The sequence below is a fragment of the Nitrobacter vulgaris genome, from assembly GCF_031453995.1.
In the GTDB taxonomy this organism is placed as follows: Bacteria; Pseudomonadota; Alphaproteobacteria; order Rhizobiales; family Xanthobacteraceae; genus Nitrobacter; species Nitrobacter vulgaris.
In genome coordinates this window covers 54609-74453 of record NZ_JAVDPZ010000019.1, presented here as the reverse complement: position 1 = coordinate 74453, position 19845 = coordinate 54609, and the positions used below count along the sequence as shown (strand labels likewise).

The 19845-nt window shown below is 57.9% G+C and carries 19 protein-coding genes and 2 pseudogenes; 4 read left to right on the top strand and 17 right to left on the bottom strand.

Annotation, left to right across the window (positions count from 1 at the left end; translation table 11 throughout):
• Positions 1-373 precede the first annotated feature (373 nt).
• Together GGQ85_RS12800 and GGQ85_RS12795 are read right to left on the bottom strand one after the other, a co-directional pair.
• Positions 374-914, bottom strand: a pseudogene (locus GGQ85_RS12800) (tetratricopeptide repeat protein).
• A pseudogene (locus GGQ85_RS12795) lies at positions 886-1101 on the bottom strand (secretin GspD/PilQ domain-containing protein); the annotation flags it as partial. The pseudogenes GGQ85_RS12800 and GGQ85_RS12795, both read right to left, overlap by 29 nt.
• A 24-nt stretch (positions 1102-1125) precedes the next feature.
• On the opposite strand from GGQ85_RS12795, the gene GGQ85_RS12790 reads away from it, so the two are divergent.
• Complete coding sequence (locus GGQ85_RS12790) at positions 1126-1809, top strand: hypothetical protein (RefSeq protein ID WP_309774837.1); 684 nt, start codon at positions 1126-1128, stop codon at positions 1807-1809.
• A gap of 28 nt (positions 1810-1837) precedes the next feature.
• Here the strand turns inward: GGQ85_RS12790 and GGQ85_RS12785 are convergent, their stop codons facing one another.
• The 4 genes from GGQ85_RS12785 to GGQ85_RS12770 all read right to left on the bottom strand — a co-directional run bounded on the left by GGQ85_RS12785 (position 1838) and on the right by GGQ85_RS12770 (position 3980).
• Positions 1838-2299 (bottom strand): prepilin peptidase, encoded by a 462-nt coding sequence (locus GGQ85_RS12785; protein WP_309774836.1) that lies wholly within the window; start codon positions 2297-2299, stop codon positions 1838-1840.
• A 201-nt stretch (positions 2300-2500) separates the two neighbouring features.
• Positions 2501-3178, bottom strand: coding sequence for an energy transducer TonB (locus tag GGQ85_RS12780; RefSeq protein WP_309774835.1), 678 nt, complete (start codon positions 3176-3178; stop codon positions 2501-2503).
• Between the two features lie 54 nt (positions 3179-3232).
• Positions 3233-3616: an ExbD/TolR family protein gene (locus tag GGQ85_RS12775; RefSeq protein ID WP_309774834.1), complete on the bottom strand. Its 384-nt coding sequence runs from the start codon at positions 3614-3616 to the stop codon at positions 3233-3235.
• The gene (locus tag GGQ85_RS12770; protein WP_079445814.1) at positions 3609-3980 is read right to left on the bottom strand and encodes a MotA/TolQ/ExbB proton channel family protein; all 372 of its coding nucleotides are present in this window, start codon (positions 3978-3980) and stop codon (positions 3609-3611) included. The genes GGQ85_RS12775 and GGQ85_RS12770 overlap by 8 nt, the downstream gene beginning before the upstream one ends.
• A 415-nt stretch (positions 3981-4395) precedes the next feature.
• On the opposite strand from GGQ85_RS12770, the gene GGQ85_RS12765 reads away from it, so the two are divergent.
• On the top strand, positions 4396-4629 hold the full coding sequence (locus GGQ85_RS12765; RefSeq protein ID WP_079445813.1) for a hypothetical protein: 234 nt from the start codon (positions 4396-4398) through the stop codon (positions 4627-4629).
• Between the two features lie 706 nt (positions 4630-5335).
• Here GGQ85_RS12765 and GGQ85_RS12760 read toward each other — a convergent pair.
• The 9 genes from GGQ85_RS12760 to GGQ85_RS12720 form a co-directional block, all read right to left on the bottom strand.
• Positions 5336-5740, bottom strand: coding sequence for a winged helix-turn-helix domain-containing protein (locus GGQ85_RS12760; RefSeq protein ID WP_309774833.1), 405 nt, complete (start codon positions 5738-5740; stop codon positions 5336-5338).
• Between the two features lie 611 nt (positions 5741-6351).
• Positions 6352-6561 carry a cold-shock protein gene (locus GGQ85_RS12755; protein WP_079445811.1) on the bottom strand — a complete coding sequence of 70 codons (210 nt, stop codon included), beginning with the start codon at positions 6559-6561 and terminating at the stop codon, positions 6352-6354.
• A gap of 258 nt (positions 6562-6819) precedes the next feature.
• Positions 6820-7062 (bottom strand): hypothetical protein, encoded by a 243-nt coding sequence (locus tag GGQ85_RS20875; RefSeq protein WP_374708888.1) that lies wholly within the window; start codon positions 7060-7062, stop codon positions 6820-6822.
• Positions 7063-7403: 341 nt separating this feature from the next.
• Positions 7404-7856 (bottom strand): DUF2721 domain-containing protein, encoded by a 453-nt coding sequence (locus GGQ85_RS12745; RefSeq protein ID WP_079445820.1) that lies wholly within the window; start codon positions 7854-7856, stop codon positions 7404-7406.
• Positions 7857-8151: 295 nt separating this feature from the next.
• Complete coding sequence (locus GGQ85_RS12740) at positions 8152-8706, bottom strand: thioredoxin family protein (RefSeq protein ID WP_309774831.1); 555 nt, start codon at positions 8704-8706, stop codon at positions 8152-8154.
• 307 nt (positions 8707-9013) lie between these two features.
• Entirely contained in the window at positions 9014-9283 is a 270-nt protein-coding gene (locus tag GGQ85_RS12735; RefSeq protein WP_079445808.1) for a hypothetical protein, read from the bottom strand.
• A complete protein-coding gene (locus tag GGQ85_RS12730; RefSeq protein ID WP_309774830.1) occupies positions 9264-10769 on the bottom strand; it encodes a S8 family peptidase in 1506 nt (501 codons plus the stop codon). Before GGQ85_RS12730 ends, GGQ85_RS12735 begins: the two co-directional genes overlap by 20 nt.
• Positions 10770-10808: 39 nt before the next feature.
• A complete protein-coding gene (locus tag GGQ85_RS12725) occupies positions 10809-12314 on the bottom strand; it encodes a tyrosinase family protein (RefSeq protein ID WP_309774829.1) in 1506 nt (501 codons plus the stop codon).
• 102 nt (positions 12315-12416) lie between these two features.
• Positions 12417-12980 (bottom strand): hypothetical protein, encoded by a 564-nt coding sequence (locus tag GGQ85_RS12720; RefSeq protein ID WP_309774827.1) that lies wholly within the window; start codon positions 12978-12980, stop codon positions 12417-12419.
• Between the two features lie 272 nt (positions 12981-13252).
• Between GGQ85_RS12720 and GGQ85_RS12715 the strand changes: the two genes are divergently transcribed.
• Complete coding sequence (locus GGQ85_RS12715) at positions 13253-15547, top strand: T6SS phospholipase effector Tle1-like catalytic domain-containing protein (protein WP_309774826.1); 2295 nt, start codon at positions 13253-13255, stop codon at positions 15545-15547.
• An 85-nt stretch (positions 15548-15632) separates the two neighbouring features.
• Here the strand turns inward: GGQ85_RS12715 and GGQ85_RS12710 are convergent, their stop codons facing one another.
• Complete coding sequence (locus tag GGQ85_RS12710; protein ID WP_309774824.1) at positions 15633-16337, bottom strand: hypothetical protein; 705 nt, start codon at positions 16335-16337, stop codon at positions 15633-15635.
• Between the two features lie 908 nt (positions 16338-17245).
• Here GGQ85_RS12710 and GGQ85_RS12705 point away from each other — a divergent pair.
• On the top strand, positions 17246-17656 hold the full coding sequence (locus GGQ85_RS12705) for a hypothetical protein (protein ID WP_139372830.1): 411 nt from the start codon (positions 17246-17248) through the stop codon (positions 17654-17656).
• A gap of 198 nt (positions 17657-17854) precedes the next feature.
• On the opposite strand, the gene GGQ85_RS12700 is transcribed toward GGQ85_RS12705, so the two are convergent.
• Positions 17855-19768, bottom strand: coding sequence for a di-heme-cytochrome C peroxidase (locus GGQ85_RS12700; protein ID WP_309774823.1), 1914 nt, complete (start codon positions 19766-19768; stop codon positions 17855-17857).
• Positions 19769-19845: the final 77 nt, after the last annotated feature.

Sequence of the window (19845 nt, the reverse complement as noted above, 5' to 3'; positions counted from 1 at the left end):
TTCCTGCAGACTGCCCCCAACGCGCCTGCCACAGCCGACACCTTCTACGGCTATCTCCAGACCAGCTTCTTCTTCTAAAGACCGCGCCGGCCCAATAGCAAATGCCTGTGGGCCGGTATCTGTCCTTTTCGGCGGCAGAATAGAAGAAGGTCGGCAGTTGCCGGGTGGACCGCTCATCACCCTGTTCAATCATCGCGTGGCGGCAACATGACATAACGATACCACGCCAAAAGATCCGACTCCGGCCGAACGCACGGATCTCGCGAGTCAGATAGATGCAGTCCTCGCGCGTCCAATATAGCCAAGCTCAAACGAGATACGAATGGCGGGATCGTGCATTCGCCTCCTTCCCAAAATGATTGAGAGCCTTGGCTTACAATCGTCCCGATGCCCAGATCAGCGCGAGACGCTGCCCCTCGTGAATCTGCGCAGGCGACATTTTGGAGGCCACGGCGTTTCGAAGTCGCAGGTAGTAGTCACGCTCGCGCCGTGGAGCATGGGCAGCCGCCAGATTCAGCCATTTATAGGCCAGCACGACATCCCGCGGCACGCCGTGGCCTTTGTCATACATCAAACCCAGCATGCCCTGCCCGAATGGATTACCCTGGATCGCCGCGTCGAGGTATAGATCAACTGCGGCGTCATAGGCCTGCGGCGCGCCGTAGCCGTTTTCGTACATAAAGCCAAGAAGGACCTGCGCTTGGCATTGCTCCGCAGGGCCAGCGGCGTCAGTATCCGGACAGCGCTGACATAATCACCCCGTGAATAGGCCGCGTTAGCGCATCAGCCGAGGCGGCCCGCAGCGGCATGAGACAGCAGGCGAACAGAACGAAGCTCGCCACCAAAGCCAATCGCTGCGACGGCTTTGGCCCACGCGTCACAATATTAGTGGACGGTGCGAACGCGAAGGTCATCAATGCTCGCTCCCACACTGCCGCGCAATTTCGTGCGCAGTTCCTCTGCGACGTGATGCGCATCGGTGCCGTCGCGGATAATCTGCGGACGGATGAAAATAATTAATTCAGTGCGGGTGCCTTTCTTGCGCTGGTGCGCGAAAGCGTCTCCAAACCCCTGGATTTCGTCAAGCAGAGGGATGCCGTTATCCGGACAATGGCGAGGCGCAAAATGACGTCGCCGCGCAAAATCGCCGTGATACTCACGCTGCTTTTGCTGGGGTTTGGTATTCCGGCTTCGACTCGCGCGTTGCAATCGGACGTCGACGACATCGATCTGGATAAGCCGCGCCGAGACAATGCATCCTCAGCGCGCTCGCTCTGGGATCAGCCTGCTCCGTCAGCGCCGACGGTTGTGCGGCCGCCACCACCTCCTCAAGCGACGGAGGAGCGCACGCCGAGCGCCAATCCGCTTTGGGCTATCCCGCTCGCGACACTCACCCATACGCGCCAGCGACCGGTCTTCTCGCAAACGCGCCGACCAGCCCGGGCCGCCGTGGCATCTCCGGCAGATGCGAAAGCGAAAGCGCCCCCTCCACCACCCCGTGCGGAAAGCCCGCAATTGTCGCTGGTCGGAACGGTGGTCGGCGAGGATACGAGTTTGGGCGTTTTTATTAACTCCGAGACTCGCGCGTCTCTCCGCCTGAAAATCGGCGACGATTTCCAGGGCTGGAAGCTGCGCTCGGTGCAAGGCCGCAAGGTAACGCTGACACACGGCGATCAGAGCGCGATCCTGAGCCTGCCGCAACCGGGGACTATTAAAGCAAGCGCGCAACCGCCCGCAAACGCCGCCGCCGCGACCACGAAGGCACGTGCCGACAACCAGCCGCGGTCTCAGCCGACATCTCCGCGTTAAATTGGAACACAACCGTTTCCGGAAACGGTCAGCCTTGTTGCTGCAGAAGGATCACCGCAAGCAGACCGAACGCGAGAAACGGACCAAACGGCAGCGCCGTTAACCGCGTTACCGGCCGCTTCGAAAGCCTCATGAGTCCGGCCGCCGCAAGCGCGGTGCCCGAGGCGATCAGAAGCTGAGTCGGTATGCCGACAATGCCGATCCAAACGGCGGAAGCTGCAAGCAACTTGACGTCGCCGAGTCCAAGTCCCTGAAACTTGCGCCACTTAAAATAGAGCCAACGCAACAGCCAGACTATCGCGCCGATAACGATGCCCTCGCAAAGCATAGCGACCGCGGGCACCCAGCCCGCGAGCGCCGCCATCCGCACCAAACCGATCGCGGCGATCAGCAGATTGAGCCAGTCGGGAATAATGCCTTCGCGCAGGTCAATCCATGCGAGCCAGACACACGCAAGACCGAGCAGGATCAGAGACGCCGTCGCGATCATCCGTACCGGTTTAATAGAAGTCTCAGAGAAAGCCTCGGGAACGAAGCGACCATTCTCATCAGCATATTGACGGGAAGAATCGCTCAGGCTTTTGCTTCTACCGACTCGAGTTGAAAATTATGCAGGGTTCAGATCGATGGGTTAGAGCCAACGATCACCTTTCACTTGTGGCCTTGCTAGTCCAAGGGCCTGGCAGGCTACCTAGTTCTTCTTCCCGTAACCGACGACGAAGGCAACATTCATCTCGCTTGGCGGCGGTTCGAAGGGTGCGCTGGCGCGGACGGTCGCGAGCGCGCTGGCATCGAGCTTCGACTGGCCGCTGCTTTCCGCGATCGCCAGCGTGCCGGGCTTGATCTGCCCGCTAGGAGCGAGCGTGAAGGACACTCTCGCATTGCCATGCAGACCGGCTCCGCGGCCTTCGTCTGGGTATACCAGATGGGCCTGGACCTTCTTGGTCAGGCGCTTGACATATTTGCGTAGGCGGTCCGCCTCGAGATCCCGCTCGGCTTTAAGAATCTGCGCCTTCTGCTGTTCGTCGGGATCCTGCACCTGGTGCACCTGTGGAGGAGCCGGCGGTTGCGGCGCGGAGATCTGCGGTTGTGGCTCCGGCGGCTTGGAGCCTTCATCCTCCTGCGGCTCGGGCGGTGGCTCCTCCTGCGGCGGCGTCGGTTGTGGCTGCGGCTGATCAGGCGGCGCTTGCGCCACTTTTTCCTCGACCTGCGTATCGGAAATCTCGCCCTCTAACTCCACGACGAGCATCTCGGCGTCGTCGGGCGGCGGCGTCAAACTGTTCACGACAAACGGCAGCGCCACCGCCGAATGCAGCGCCAGCGAAACAGCCATGCCGTGCCAGATCGTGAACTTCAGCGCCCGATTCATGATCTCTCTCGCGACGCACGACGATGAACGCTCAAACGACTGCCCGCTATCATGTCATTTGGCCGCGTTCTGGGTCTGCACCGCGACCCTGGTGAACTTGAGCTGCTTGAGCACATCGGTGACGTCGACGAACTGCTGGAATTGGATCGCACGGTCGGCCCGGATCAGGAACGAAGTCTCCGGCGCCAAGTCCTTCGCCTTCTCAGCCAGCGTGTCCTTCGTGACCTGCTCGCCGTCAAAATAGATCGCACCGCCGACGGTCAGCTCAATCGTCTTGTCCTTCTGCTTGTTGGTCTCGGCATGCGCGGTCTGCGGCAACGCGATCGGAATGCGGCCGGTGGCGATGAAGCTCGCGGTCGTCAGCACGATGGTCAGCAACACCAGCATGATGTCGACAAACGGGATGACATTGAGGGTGTCGATAGGCTCTTCATCCATGAGCGCTCTCCCGAGCGATCTCCCATTCCAGCATCATCACTTTCGCCTTGCGCAGCAGCGCGTTGTAAATCACCACCGAGACCAGCGCGACGATCAGGCCGGCAGCGGTGGCCTTCAACGCCAGCGCCAGACCGATCATGATCTTGCTGGTGTCGATCGAGGTATCGAGGCCCAACGTGTAAAAGGTCAGCATGATGCCGAGCACGGTGCCGAGCAGCCCGATATAGGGCGCGTTGGAGGCGACCGAGGCGACGACGAACAGCCGCTGGGTCAATTTCAGTTCCAGAGCCTTGATGCTAGCGAAGGCTTTCGGGTCGACGGTGCGATAGAAAAAGATGCGCTCGAAGGCGATGGTTGAAAACATAAACGCCAGCCCGTTGTGGGCTGGCGCCTGCCTCGCGTCTTGCAGAACCCCGGAGCGGTCACCGACCTTATCAGAGGCTTGTCTTTCGAGTTCCGCGCAGTCCGCGGCAAGGTCTGCCTTTCAGGTCTGGACAGGCCGCGCGGAACAAGGCGTCGCTAGATCTGGCCGTAGCAATGGTTAGTAAGGAAAGTCGGCCAGTAGGTACCGCTGACGTTATTCAGCATGAAATCGAGGAGATCAGTACCAATGGTATCCTGAGCGGGGACTCCTGAATCGATCCGAATGCCTTCTCGAAGGCCCAAATCTGTCCCGGCATCGCGCCAATCAAGTCAGGCACCCCGGATTACGTCTATGTTGAATTCACCGGCTCGAACTATGTCCTGCTGCAGGGAGTGAACCGGTCGAGCCATGACAGATGCGGATGACCTTTCCGAAGCCGGGCTGCCTCGAGGCCGTGAAGTCCGCACGTAAATCTTTTGCAGGCTCGAAGAAATTTGACGCCACGGCAATGGTGGCAACGGGCGGCGCGACTGTCGGCAAGCAGGTCGCCGCCCCTGCAGAGGTTGCGGCAAGAGCGCCGATGGCTGTGGCCGAACTCCACCAGTCGCCGAGTTTTGGCGTATCCCGCTTCTCGCGCGATATTATTTAAGACATTTCTGGACATAAGTTTCCCTTTCACCCATCGAGCGTCCGGGCAGCGATTGCCACCCGATGCCGCTCCTAAAAGATGTGATGAATTCAATTTGGATGCGATATATTCATATAATTATATCGCATACCCTCAAAATCATGCGAGTCAATTGAGAAGTTGCGCGACGGGTTTAAGCAACCTTCGGATGCGGACCGGCCCTTTAATCTAATTTGCAATAGGTCGGCGCTGACTCAGCATGACGTGCCGCGATCTAAATGACAGCACCTCAAAAGGTAAGATTCTCGATAGGAGAGAGCTTCCGCATTTGTTAAACGCCAAAGGCTCTGCCTCTACTCCTACGCAGAGACGAAACTTGACGAAAGGTCCGACCGCTTGGGAGACCTGCGGTATGGCGATATTATACGGACTTAGTCGCCATCAATTTGCATGCCGTTTTGAAGCTGCCGCTTCGCTATGTCAGCGAAACCGATGCGTTGGCAAAGCCGCGGCTTCGAAATCAGCGACACACTCATTCAAATACAAGCGGCCGGAGCAAATGCTCCGACCCGTTTTTCCGATACCAGATCAATACTCTGGAATTGAAACCAGACCTGAGTGCACCAGTGTGAATGATCGTGCCGACGTGCTCGCCACGCAAAACGGCGGTGAGCCGTCTGGGGTGCGGTAGAAAACTGGGCCGCTCGGGCATCAGAGCGCAGCCAAGTCAACGGGCTTTGACGTCCCTGTCTCGTTCCGTGCTTTTCTTCGGATGCCGGATGTCGTTTCGCAGCGCCTCGAGTTCCTTGTGGACCGCGCTGGCGGCATCGCGTTCTATCTTGCGATAGCGAGCGACCAGGGCGACCCCGAAGGGGGTCAGGACCGCGCCGCCACCGTTCTTGCCGCCGGTCTGCCGCGCGACTGCCGCCTGCCGGCAGATGCGATTTGTTTCATCGACGAGATCCCACGCGCGCTTGTAGGACATGTCCATGGCACGTCCAGCGGCCGAAATTGAGCCGCAAGTCTGTATGCTTTCAAGGAGCTGAATTTTTCCGGGTCCAATGCGGCACTCTGGATCGAGATCGATCCGCAAAATCAGTGAGGGTAATGCTCTGTTGGATGAGGCCGGCATTTCACACTCAATGCGCCCAGAAGATGAGTCTTCAACATTATCATTTGTAACGTCAATTTTCTATCGCTAAGCGTGTCAGCCAAAGCTGCGTTGAAAAGGGAGTGTCCCGCCATCAGCGGAGTTAAACGTCCGCACTGAGCGGGCTATGATCGTTGGATGCAAGCGCCACTTCGCCAAAGAATGAATCCGTCAGGATGCTCTCACGTAAATCCAATGTGATCCTGACCGTGTGAGGAGAAGATAAGGGCTGGCTGGTCGGGCATCTAGGTCGAGATCCGACTGAGCAGATATCGCAGACCAGACGCCTGCTGACCCGCTCTATCTGTCATCCTGAACAATTTGGCAAAAACAGAAGTCGGCTTTTCCCGTTTCGTCTAATATCTACTAGAAGCGCCGCGACCGCCAGCCGACAACCCGTGCCAAATGTCTCGCCATCCCCAATAATGCATGCGCGGACAATTGGAGTACGGCAGGCCGTGACGATTACCCAATGCGACACAAAAGCGTTTGGAGTTCGCCGATGCGCATATTCAACCGATCCAGGGGGTGAAGCTCATCCAATGTTGAAACCGACGAGCTACCCTCAGTACAATGCATCCGTAGATTTGTTCTCACCTTAGAGACAAATTCTCCGCGCTCACCTTACCACGCGCCTCATCGGTCTTGGCTTCAAAAGACACCTTTTGACCTTCGCCAAGACTGTTCAATCCGGCGCGCTGAACAGCGCTGATGTGCACGAACACGTCACTGCCGCCACCATCCGGCTGGATAAATCCATAGCCCTTTTGGCCGTTAAACCACTTTACTGTACCTGTCGACATTCTCTTCTCCAGAGTATCACAAAGAAAGCCGCGCCATCCACCGAGATGAACAGCGCGGGAAGTCTTGGGAACGCTAGTGGCCCGAAACCGGGTCACAATCGCCTTGCGGCGAATACGGACGGAGGGAGCATGTCCATCGTCGTATTCAACGATATATATCGAAGTTTTTCAAAATTGCACAACAAACTTTTTTCGGGGTCAGGGCATGTGCCTGCGGATCATCTCCCCTTCGTGAACCATGACATTTCGGCGTATCCGTCACTTACCCATCTTAGCTTTGATCGATTTCAACTCCTTCGCACAACCGATGGTCACGTCGTCCTTATGTTGCTTAAGACACTGAATTATTTTGCCACCGCCTGGCTCTATGCCAGGACATATTCTGGCCGCGTCTGCTTTGCAGGCAGCAAGCGCACCGGCTTGAGCTTTGGATTCTTGAGATGCGGAAATCGTGAACAGGAGGACCGCGAGAAGCGTCCCCGTAACCTGGTGTGTAAGCATTGTCATACCTTCGTTTCCTCTGCCACAAAGCAACAAAGCGCGAGATGGATTATGATAGCGCCCGAACAACTGCCTTGATCTAAGTCAATGCAATCGAGTGTGAACAGGTTCGAAGCTGTCGGTGATGCTTACACCGGACGACCTTGCAAGATGACTCACTCTCCGAAATAAGCTTCCTTTCAGAAAGCACTCGGATGAGGATCGACCCGCTTCAAATGCAGTGACTGACCATTCGTGCAGTCCCCCGCATCTCGTTCGGCCGACGCGCGAGTCTTTGGAGACATGGTCATTGTAACGCGTTCAGAATGCTGCGATGCCTACCGCCAAGTTCAAATTGCAGCTTACCGGTAAAGGTCGACCTCGTGGAGAGCCAGTCTGGTCTCGCGGGCCAGATCAACTAATGAAACACTGAACAGGATCATGGCGGCCATGAACAAGAGCGCGATTCCATACTCGTGCCGGAGATGAAGAAACGCACTGACGAATGCTCCGAAAATGATCAGAGCGGTCGTGATTGCGGCCAGGATCGAGCAGAAGAGCGATCGGTTCAAAAGGACAGCGCGACGCCTGAGCCGAGGCAAATCACTTCGAAAGTGAAGTCGCGAAACGTCGTCATCAGGGATACTGTGGATGAAATGCAATCGGTCGATCACGCGATTGATGCGCGATATCACGACGGAGATGAAGGACGCGACCGCACCGAGTAGAAATGCCGGGGCAGCAACATTCGAAATTATCCGGGCGAATTGATCGATCGAAGGCGTCACCGGTAGTAGTCCAATCACAGTTCCCATGGGTTCATGCCAACTAAAAAAACGATTGAAAACAGCCTGCCGCTTGAATGAAGCTGAGACTCGCTCTGAGCGCAAGATGGGAGAGCCCGGGACGGTTCGGATAATCGAATACGTTGTAGACGAGCGTCTCGCCCAATGGTTGCACAGTTTAGTTTGCTTATTAACCCGATGAGTCGCTTCAACTGGTAGCGCGAGGCGGTTTGGAGTCGTACGAAAGCGACCCGCGCGGACGGCATGTCTATGCTCGCCTGACTTCGAACCGCGTAGCTGGTGCGGCTCGATGACAGCGCTCGGCTTATGCATCCTTCCATTTGATCGAGCAGCCAAGGGACGGATTTTGATCAGCTGGTGCCACACCGGTCCTCGCAATCGCGCGCATGGCCTCGACGAGCTCTCGGGGCGCCTCCGCGCGGGGCGCAGTTTTGCGGCCTTCGTCGAGGCGACCCCGGTACTTGAGCTTGCGGTCGGCGCTGTAACCAAAGAAGTCCGGCGTACACACCGCTCCATACGCCCGCGCGACCGCTTGTGTCTCGTCGTGCAGATAAGGAAATGGGAAACCATGAGCCTTGGCGAAATGCTGCATATTCTCAAATGAATCTTCGGGACGGTTCGCCGCATCGTTCGAACAAATCGCCACAAAACCAACGCCCTCAGACATCAGCACCCGCGCGTCGGCAACCATGCGGTCGATCACCGCTTTGACGTAGGGGCAATGGTTGCAGATGAAGACGACGACGGTGCCCTTTTGGCCCGCAAGGTCGTCCAGTCCGTAAGTCTTGCCGTCAGTCGCTGGAAGCCGAAACTCAACCGCAGGCGTATCGAAAGTAACTTGGTCGGCTGTGATCGCCATCTCGCATCTCCTTATAGCCGAAATAGAAATATGTGATCGGGTTCTAAAGTCTGACTCCCTTCTCGGCTGCAGGGAGATGATGAGATCGTTTTGCGGCCAGCGATCCCGACCCGTCGCCCTGAGCGTCGTGAACTCCTGCCCGTACGCTCGGATGGTGGACAAATGCAGAGGATGTACGGCATCTTATCTCGAAAGCGAATGACCAGTTCAAAGCCTTTTTATTATTGTATGAGCCTTCCATCCTTCATGCCTGTTGCCACAGCTGCATGCCGTCTCGCGATAGGGTGACTGACCTCGTGAATGACGATCAAGGCTTGCGTCTCGGAGGCCGTGCAGATTCCTGGAACGGCTTCACGGGGCTATATTGCCGCTCCTCTGAAAATTGCAGCCCAAGTTGTCCGTCCGTTACAGCCTGTAAATCTTCGCTGGTGCCCTCGACCCGCAACATCTTCGTCGAGCGTTCAATGATTTGAAGGCCAGGGTGATTCTTCACCACTTCGACCACCTGATCGGGTAGCGGCCCCGGGCCTCGTTGCCTTAGAATAAAAACGACCACCTTACGCGTCGCCTCCTTCATACGGTATCCCAGCCCCCTGCAGATCGGCAGGGAAGCCGAGCGAGGCCGCCGCGCCTAACACTAGCTGCGCAAGCCGCGTCGAACGCTCTGACCTCCGAGGCATGCTGAGGACGTCTGCGTTGCGGGCAAGCATCCGTGCCGCCATTGCACTAACAACCGGACAGGCCATCGAGGTCCCACTCAACACTCCGTACCCGCCCGGCACTGTTGAGACCACGCCAGCCCCCGGTGCTGTGAGGTCCACCTCGAGGCCCGCGTTGGAGAACGCGGCGATGTAGTCGTCGGAATCAAGACCAAACGGCGGCGTCACGTCGGCCGCCTCGACCGACTCATCCGGAAAGGTTCCTCTTCGGCCTAGCGCTGAAACCGCAAGGCAGAGCGAGTCGCGCGCCGGAAATCCCACGCTTTGGCGAAACGAGTTCCCCGTAGCTGCAACCGGTAGCACCCCGCCTTCGCGTGCATCCTCAATCGCGGTGCGCACAGCCGGATCTTCAACACCATCTTCAAGAATAAAACTCATGTTGAGGATGTCGCAGCCGTCACGAACCGCGGCGTCGATCGCCTTTGCAACCGAGAAATTGGATGCAAGACCGCCCGCTGAGCCGAACGCCCGGTAACTTCGAATCCGAGCGCCGGGGGCAATGCCCCGAACTCCCGCCGGGGCCGTGCCCCGGCTCGCAATGATTCCGGCCACGTGAGTGCCGTGCCCGGAGCCGTTGTCCGCGTCGCCCTCGCAGACCAGGTCTGCATGAGGCCCGACACCACCATCAATGACTCCGACGGTGACGCCGGCACCGGCACCGGTGTCAGCTTTAGCGCTTGGAAAGAAGTGTCTGAGGCTGTCGGCGCGCGTCAAATCGATCGGCTGCAAAGAGAGGGTCGCTCCATCGTTGAGCACGAAGTCGGATTGAAAAAGCCCCCAATACCCGGCGAGTGGCGGGTATACGTAGAGCCTCTCAAGCCGCACCGGCATGGTCTCGAACGCGAGCAGAGCCAGTCCGTCCTCGTCGGATACGCCATTCCGCCCCTCCCGGGTCGCGAAATTCGTAAGAGCCACGACTTGAGCGTTTTGAACGGGGCGTCCCGTCAGCCCATCGACGATCCTGAGAGAAAGCGAACCTACGCTTCCAGAATCAGTAGCCACAGAGAGCGCTGCAGGCCGAGGGGCCAAAGCAGGCCGGTAATGAACGACCGGAACCAAGTCAAGCTCGGGGAATGCCGCCCGAAAAGCTGGAATATCCCGCCTGATCACCTCAATCAGCTTGGGCCCATCTCCGCGGATCGAATCGATGACATGGCAGCGAACGCCCTTCGCCAGGGTCACGGCTGCGCGAAGTTCAGGCAGCCGATCCGTTTCGTGCAGAACATCCACCAGCGAGTCCAGCTTGCGCAGAACCCTCCTGGCGGCCGCCGACAGGGACGGTCCCCGAGCGCGCAACCTGCGCCGCGACATGAGTATCAGTTGCTCGATACGGTCGTCGTTCATTGGCCGAGCTCCCAGGCCACGCCGACAGGACGGCCTAGACTACTGCCGTACGAGGGCAACCGACCCGACCGCTGGCCGCGCGTCCGCTGCCGCCGCGCCCGCGGGCGCGATGCGCACCGTCGGAGGAGTGCCATTGCCCGCCGCGGCGCCAGTGACCCTGTCCGTCACGTCAAAGCTGTAGAACTTATCGGACTGTACCATGCCGCCGTGCTCGCCGTGTCCCACGGCGTCGAAGAAGTTGATCGCACCCACGGGGCCCGAAGCCGGGCCGGAGGGAGCGCCAGACGGCGGATCGAGATAGACGTTGTAGCGGATCCCGGGCTGGGCGTGTGCTTGCAGATTTTGCAGGACCAGGAAGACTCGCTGGTTTTGGCCACCCGCCGCGATCTGCGCGCTCATCGGCACCGCGGCAGTCGTCGTGAGAGGCACTGATACCGCCGCCCCGCTCAGATTGACAGGCCCGGGCTGCGCTTGCTGGGCGATGATCGATGGAGCAAAAGCAGCAACCATAGCTCCAGCCGGCGTCGGCGAAAGCGGCGGCACTGGTACTGGCTGATCGTAGGTATAGGCACCGTCCTCGATCGCCTCGGGCTCCACGAAGTCACGGTTGACCGGGTCCACCCGGCTGCTGTTTTCGTTGGCAAACGCGAAACTCTGGTCGAGCCAACTCGTACTGGTCGGGTTCTTTCGCCCCGCCTTATTCCAACTCCACCACATACGGTCGATGTTGCAGTGATGGAGCCAGAAGATCGGGTCCCGCGCTGCCCATGGCACGCTGCCCATGTTCGAAGTGTTTCCGACGAGCACGTGGACATCGCCGTGAATCCCCCTCTCAACATCAGCGCTAAAACCGAGCGCGACACCTTTTATGTCGAAATCCCGTCGGGCAAGCGCATCAAGATTTAACGGCGCATCCGCATCCTGATCGATGGGCTGCCCTCCATTCACATTGGCCGTGCCAGGAATGGAGCCGTCGTTGCGATTTGCGCGGAAGAGCACCTTGTACAAAGGATCATTCGGTCTGCGAAACTGTTCAGGGATCGCCTTCTTTCCGTCGGTCGTGTAGTCCCAATATGGAAGCGTGAAGGTGGCGTCGTTGAGCTGTTTCTGGATGATCCGCTCGAAGAGATAGACGTACATGCGATGCCATGGGAGGAACATTCGCTGTTGCTGTGGTAGTCCGTTCGCCTGATGCGGTTGGCATGTATTCCACGTCGCGAGCGCGAGAAGCCGGCTCGGATCGTTCGGCGGCGCCCCGGAATAAAGCCGTGCGACCTCTGCCGCCATTCCCTTAGTGGGATCGACCGAGTGCGTGTACCATTGGAACAGCCAAGATAACGGACTGGCCTCCGGTGTCTGCGCCATCATCTTGGCGACGGCTCGGGCATATTTTTCTAGCATTTCCTGTCCCTGCGGGCTTGTCGCCTCGTACCGAGTCAGGACGGTAGCTGGTTGTGCGTGCGCTTGATGAACCCAGGCCGGCAGCGGAATTGTTGCAAGAGCCGCACCGCTGGCAATGAAGTTTCTGCGTGAAAGCACGGGCATGGTCGTCCTCCTCGAAGCTGCACCGGAGGAGAGTACACGAACAACTATGAGCAGCAACAGCTTAACCGCACCCGCAAACCGATGTGCCCATTGCGCCCGCGATTACCGGGCGTCCAGCCTGATCACGCCAATAGAAACGGCAGCCTGCTCCAAGAGGGCATGCAAACGAGACCACTCCGGGGAGCCAGACGCTGCAGCCTCGGATCGCGCTCCGACCGCAGGCCGTATCGTCACGACAAGCATGCCCCGCGAGTTTGACGCAACCAGTGACCGAAATCGCTCTGTTATATCAAAACTTAGAAGTTCTCGAGTTTCAAAAAGATTGAAGCGACCAACACGCTCGTAAGAACCCGGCGCACTTTCATCTCCAATGAGCACCTCGAACAGAATGCCGGGTGGCTGGTCAAAGCGGACATGCTCCAGGACAAGGTACACCCTCGCGGCGTTCCCTATATCTGCGCTGATATCCGCAAGAGGGCGATCGCCGAGTGGAATATGGGTCGGCTCGGAGCCAAGCTTGATAGGGCCCTTCCCCACCGAAATTTGTACCAAACCTGTGGCCTCGCTATTCCTTGTTGCCTTTTGAGCAACCGAGTCGCCGTTTCCGCCGGCCATTGCCGCAGTTCCAAAACTCACAGCGAACAAAGTTGCTAGGTACTTATTCATGGCTCTGCCGAGAACACATATAGGTGACGGTCGCGGCAACATCGAGGGTAGCCCGAGCGATGGAAATAACCCTTGGCCTCCGCGTTTGACTGCATCGATGATATCCTAAGGTCATCTGTCCAATGAAGGCTCAGGTCGCGGTCCGCTTGGCTAGGTATTAATCTCTCGCACACCATCTCGCTTTTTAAGCGCTAGCGCGTTCGAGCGCTTCGCGGACGTCTCTGGCTCAACAACGCCATTCGTTGTATTTTGGCAGCGTCCTAGGGGGCCGAGTGGCAGCAGAGAAAATCGTAATCCTGTCCGATGGCACGGGCAACGCGGCGTCGAGCGTGTGGCGCACCAATGTCTGGCGCATCTTCCAGGCGTTGGACCTGCGGAGCAACAAGCAGGCCGCGAAATACGATGACGGCGTGGGAACGTCATCCTTCTTGCCGCTGGCGATACTGGGAGGTGTGTTCGGTTACGGGCTCAAGCGTAATATCCTGGATGCGTACGAGTTCATCTGCCGCAACTATGATACGTTGCCGCCTTCCAAGATCTATCTATTCGGCTTCAGTCGCGGAGCGTTCACTGCCCGCGTGCTTGCGGCCCTGGTGCTCGACCAAGGTCTTGTCCAGGCGAACACCGGCGCCGAGCTGCACAATGGCGCCCTCAAAGCGTATCGAGCCTACCGCGCCAAGAATTATCACTCGATCTGGCGCATAGAGGTTCCGTTCAGGTTATTTCGAGACTACGTGCTGGTGCCGATCTGTGACAAGCTTCGCGGACGCCAGTCTTATTCCAAGATCACATTTACCCCGGTCCCGTCCTTGGAATTCCTCGGGTTGTGGGACACGGTGGCAGCCTACGGCCTGCCGATCGACGAAATGACGCGGGGCATAAGCAATTGGGTCTGGCCGCTCGAACTGCCGAACCGGGTGCTCAGCGACAAAGTCAAGTTCGCACGACACGCCCTGGCACTCGACGATGAAAGGACCACGTTCCACCCGGTCCTTTGGACCGAACAGCCGCCCGGAAAACCAGTGCCGCCTGTGCCGGAAAGTATCACCGGGGAGCGTCTGGTCCAGGCCTGGTTTACCGGGATGCATGCCAATGTCGGGGGCGGTTATCCGGACGATGCGCTCGCGTTCGTCCCTCTCTACTGGCTAATCCAGGAAGCGCAGAAGTGCGGGCTGTCGTTCAAGTCCGCGCCGGCGGCCGATCCGGACGCCTTAATCGCGATGGCCTCATCGCAAGACAAGGACGGGCGCCTGTATGACTCGCGTGCCGGTCTCGGCTCCTATTATCGCTACGGTCCGCGCAAGGTCTTCGACCTGTGCAACGATCCGGCGGTAGGGGTTAGCATCCCCATGCCCAAGATTCATGAAAGTGTCTTCGGCCGCATCGACAGCGGCGCCAATGCTTACGCGCCGATTGGCCTGCCACCGGAGTATGTTGTCTTGCTCGGCGATGGCACCGTGCAGCCGCTTGATGCAACGACGTTCGAGACGCCTGCGCAGGCCGCCGCGCGTCATGTTCAGCAGGAACGGCTGTGGAATTACGTCTGGCTTCGGCGTCTTGCCTATTTTGCCACTCTTGCCGCATCGTTCCACCTGGCCGCGTTCTGGCTCTTTCACCATCTTCGCCCCGAGCATGAGTTCACATCAAGCGTCCGGCTGGTTTCGGAGGTTGTCAGGTTTTTCGAGTCGTCCCTGCCGAGATCGGTCCACTGGTGGACCGACTGGTATGCGACCAATCCGGAATGGTTCCTGGCAGGAATTGCCGCGATCGCGCTGTTCATGAGCCTCGGTTCATCCCTGAGCGGCAACATTCACGATGGGATGCGAGTGATCTGGCAGTCGCGTGGCAGCCGATCAATCCTGCCAGACAACCTGGTCCACAAAGTCATTTACTGGTTCCGCAACCTGCGCATCTACCGATGGGTCATCCGAGTCGGCAGGCGGCATGTGCTGCCGGCTTTCTTTGCCTTGGCGATTGTGTGGATCGTTGCGACAGCTCTCAGCCATCTGGTGTTCAACATTGCGGACTCGGCTGGGGCTTTCTGCGCGGGGTCTGCAAAGGCGGAGTTGAAGGCTGTGAACCTCGGCATCCCGCAGCCCGCCAAGGATTTCTCGACCGACACGTTCTGTGCGCCGACCGGGCTGACAGTCAGAGCGGGTTATCTATACGAGATTGTTGTCATGATCGATGCTCCCTGGGCCGACGATAAGATCCCGACCACGCCGGTCGGTTTCCGGACCTCGACATTGGAAGGCGTGCAGGAATGGGCATTCAGGAGCGCTATCCTTCTCAGGCGCGTTCTTTTCCGGCCGTGGTTCAGGCTCATCGCCAGGATCGGCGAGACAGGTGTAGATGAATATTTCCTCGACCCTGTGAAGGTCAGAGGCAATACGCCGGTGTCGTTCAGGGATACGATCAGGGCTCAGCGCAGTGGAGAGCTGTTCCTCTACGTAAACGATGCGGTGATTGGTCTGCCGTGGATTTACTCGTCTTTCTATGGCCCGGACAACAATCGGGGCAGCGCGAAAGTCACGGTCAGGCTTTGCGGTCAGAAATGCCGGGAATGAGCTGATGTGATCGAGGCATCGCATCCGAGATCTTCAATTCGCCGGTTAATCGCACGCAGCTTCGATTGCATCGATGGCGCCGTATTCACATCGGCGGCGTCAATCCGTCTTTGCCATACGTGATGCGTGGAGCTTGCAAGGTTCCATCAGACTGCTTTTTCGCGGCAACAAAGATCTTGGTCCCCGGTTTAAGGTCGCTCCTGTCACCGGTGACGAAGGTGACGATCGCAGTGTCGGGGGTAACAAGAATCTTCTTTTCTATGCCCTTGTACTTGACGGAAAGTATCTGTCCATCAACCCCGGCGACAGTCTGCTCAACATTCGCGTTCGTCATTTTACTCTGCGGCTTGAGGTCCCAGTCATAGTGGCCCTCGCCTGTTCCCCGCATCGATTCCGGGAAGATGTGCACCTCGATCGCCCTTTGGCTTCCGTCTGCTTGCGTCATTCCGGTTGAGCCAACGAACATGCCGGGCTTAATCTCGGTCATCGTCGACTTCACGATTGCTACAAAGAGCGGTTTGTCGGTGAGGGTCAGCTTCACCTCCGCACCGTCGCGATTCTTGATCACGAATATCGGCCCGTCGACATGTTCAATCGTACCTCGGATGCGAACGGTTTCCTGCGCCGATACAGGCAATGCGGCGCACATCAGGGCGAAGCTTGCGGCTGCGAACGCGCTCCGTTTCAAGTCTGGCATAGTGATCCCTTTCTGTGCTGCGTTTCCTCGGGGTAATCTGATTCTGCCGACGTTCTTGGCCGGGCCGAGACGATCTTGATTGAGCGTCCGCACAGGCGCATTCTTCGCTAACACCCAGGCAAAATTCCGATCGGGCCTCGTCGCAGCTTTCCATTCCACCTCAAATCTGCCTTGCCTCCTCCGGCTCACCGGATGCAAACTCTACCGAAAACTGCGGAGGAGTTAATCCGCTCGCTCTGATGGAGATACGAGGGTGAAGAGCTTTGGCCTATCCACCGCAGTCGGCTTCTTACTTGCAGTCGCCCTGACGTGGTGGGTTAGACCGGACACTAGTTCGGGAACGATCTTTCTCGTCGTGACAGTGACGCTGTTTTGCACGGTCATGGGCACGATTTTTAGCTTTCTTCTTGGCGCAATCAGGAAGGAGAAATGACATGGCCAAATTGCTCATTCGCTTCACTTGCTTTACTGCTTTGGCTCTGTGCCTCAACTTGGCCAGCGCTCGTGCTGATTGCGATCCGCGAGACCGAAATTGTGACCAAAGCTATGGCTCCGGCTCTGCTCGAACAAAGTCACCGGAAGGAGTCGGCAGTCATAGGAAGAAACGCAAAGGCAGATCGGGACGCTTCGTTGGAGAGTCCGGGCCTGGACATTCGGGAAACGCTGGCTCTGGCCGGTCCAGCTACCGCAACAGCACCGGGGGCGGTGGCGGCGCTACCAACGGAAATGTAGGTCATGGACCCCGCTCCGCACCTACCATGAGTCGCCCAAGCCCCTCAATCGGCGAACGTGGTGACTCTGCATCGCATAGGCCATTACAGCCTGTCCGAGCATATCTGCGGGCCCAAGAGATACCGCCGTCGGATGCAGGAGCCTATGGCTTACTCGTACTACACTCAAAGCCTACTGCAGCAAGCCGTGCCAAGCTTCTGATGGTCTGCAAGGCCTTCGTTGCCTTTTTTCCGCGAAGCGAAACTTCGAGTGTTCCAGTCGTAGATCAGATGGTGACGATCTGGCCGTTGGATGATCCTCAGGCCAGCCAGGCAAAGGCTGATGACTGCGAGTTTGTCCTGGATCATTACGATCTTGTGGCCTCACAGCTCGCCATTTCAGACGCACAGAAGCAACACGTAAACTTTGAGGGAGAAGGTCCATTCCTTGTCGGTTGGTCGCCATCTAAAGCGAGAGGGGTACCTGACGCTCTAGTACTCGTCGTTGACATGTCCGCCGACAACAATCAGGCAGATATCGACCACAAGTTTAGGTTTTGGAAGAACAAGATCATTGAAGATCCGTCGCTGTGGCGAAACGGCTGGTCGGTGGAGCAAGTTCGTCAAGCGATCCATAATTTTGCAGAGGAATATGGGCAGTCGATGCTAGAGGCTATCAAGCTCTTTGGCGCGAAACCTTGACTACCCTGAGCCAAAGTCGAACACATGCGCCGTCAAGTCTCCCCGTAGTGCTAGGGAGATTTAGGACCTCGAGCGGACCGGCATTTCCCCGAAATCTGCGGAAAAGCCGCTGAAGTGCTGGCCAAGTTGACGGCCTGCGCGCGGAGCGCGACCGCCAGCGAGTGCTGGCACTGCCGCCGTTCTGCATCGGCAACGGGCTCATATCGTCTTTAAAAATTCAATCAGTGCCCGCCGCTCGTCCGGCGTAAGCTTGCGGCCGATTATGCCATTCGCACGTGGCCCATCATTGAATTCATGGCCGGTATTGCGGTTGCCTCGCAACGCTGTATCCAGCTTGAAACCGCCAGAGAACCGTCCCGCTTCCGGATCGGTTTTTGAGCCGAGGCAACGCAAATCAAGGTTGTCCTCAGGCGCGGCCGATGCCGTTATCTGATAGCCCATGCAGACGGGATCGTACTCTCGCCGACCCAGGTAGAAGGTCTTTGGCCGTTCCGAAACCGGTGAAAGTAGCGCGTAGATATTGGGGACAGCACCGTTATGAATGAAAGGCGGCGTTGCCCACACTCCGTTAAGTGGCCGCATCTTGTAGGCGAGCGGATGTTGGATCAAGTTTGGCCGAAACCCATTCAACTCGGGACGCTCGGATTCGGAAACGTTGTGAGCGTCATACCAATGAGTCACGACCTTCTCGACCAGTTGGCCGAGGGCCGGTCCAAACTCGTTTGTGGCGATTCCTAAACTGTCCGGAATCACCACCTTCCGATTCCTCATGTCCTCCGCCTGCGCTGGATCGGTACCGAGGTCGGCGATCGTCTTTGTTTTAATTTCAAGATAGCGCTGGTTAAAACTGTTTGGCGGTAACCACGCCTTCGAGTCCCAGAATGCCTTGGTGCCAACCGGCGGCAGATGGCAACCCTTGCATAAATCGTCATAAAGTGCCCCGCCTCTCGCGGCGAGTGCGGTGTCGATGGGTCCCAGAATCTCCTCTGGCCATTTCGGCGCTGTCAGCCCCGTGAAGCCGTTCGTTTCGCTTGGCTGATTCCCCGCGATTGACTTCTCAATGTTGGCAAGCGCCTTCACCTGAACCTCGGAACTGAACAGTCCTTTCCCGGGGTCGGTTAGATTGATCAACGCAGAAACCCCCATCGCCTCGCCCGCGTTGCGCACCATCGGCTGCATAATCGACGCATTGTACTGCACCCAATCGAACCAGGGAGTGGTCCAGATGTGAGGAAAGTTCACTGGCGCCGTGGTGGCGGCGTAGTTTTTCTCTCTGGCTTCAGGACCCAGGGAGAGCCCGAACACCTGGTTCCCGATGCGGTTCAAGGCGTCCAGACGGCCGTAGCCTTCGTCAACGCTCGTCTCAGCGACTTTTTTGTCGAGCTTCCTGATGACATCGAGCTGGTCCCACACTGCGGTCAGCTGTTGGCGCAATTCCGCCTTGTCTTCTTGACTAGCGTCCTCCCCGAGAACGTTTTTCGCAAATCGATCGAAGCGGTCGGAGAAAAGGCTCAGAAAGCGACCGGAAGAAAGCTTCGTAAGCAGAACCGAAATCCCGAGTCCTTGTCGGAACTTGCCGAGGTCGGTCAGAGCCGGGCCACCCTCTACGAGTACGGTCGTGCCGCGATAGGCGAGCCGGCCGGTGTGGCAGGCGGCGCAGGTGAATCCGAGCCGTGTCATGGGCTCTTTGGTTCGCGGGTTGAGCCACGGCTGCCCTGTCGCCGTGCGCATCGTCCCTGCTCGTGCAAAACCTACCGGTAACTGGTTCTCGCCACCCCTGGTAGCACCCGGGATGAATCCATATCGGTCGAGATAGGCCGGGTCGCTTAAGCGACCGACATCGCCCACGAGCGACAACCGCGGCTGCTCCAGCGCGATGAACCACTCATAGGGTATGTTGAGCGTCTGGGTCCCCTGATCGGCGTGATGAAATTTTTCACGTTGATTCTGGTCCCAGCCTTGATCGAGCCACACGGCTTTCTTAATCGGCGCGTAGTCCGGCAAGCTGACGGTCAGCTTATCTCGATAAAGCTTGAAGCCAATAAGCGACACGGCAACGATCACGACCGCGACGATACCGATTCCGGTTTTCACCCCACGTTTCGTAATCACTCTCCCCTCCCGCTCCACCACTGAAAGCCAAAATTCGATTCGTTACGACAGAATGATCTTCTAATCGACAATTAGAC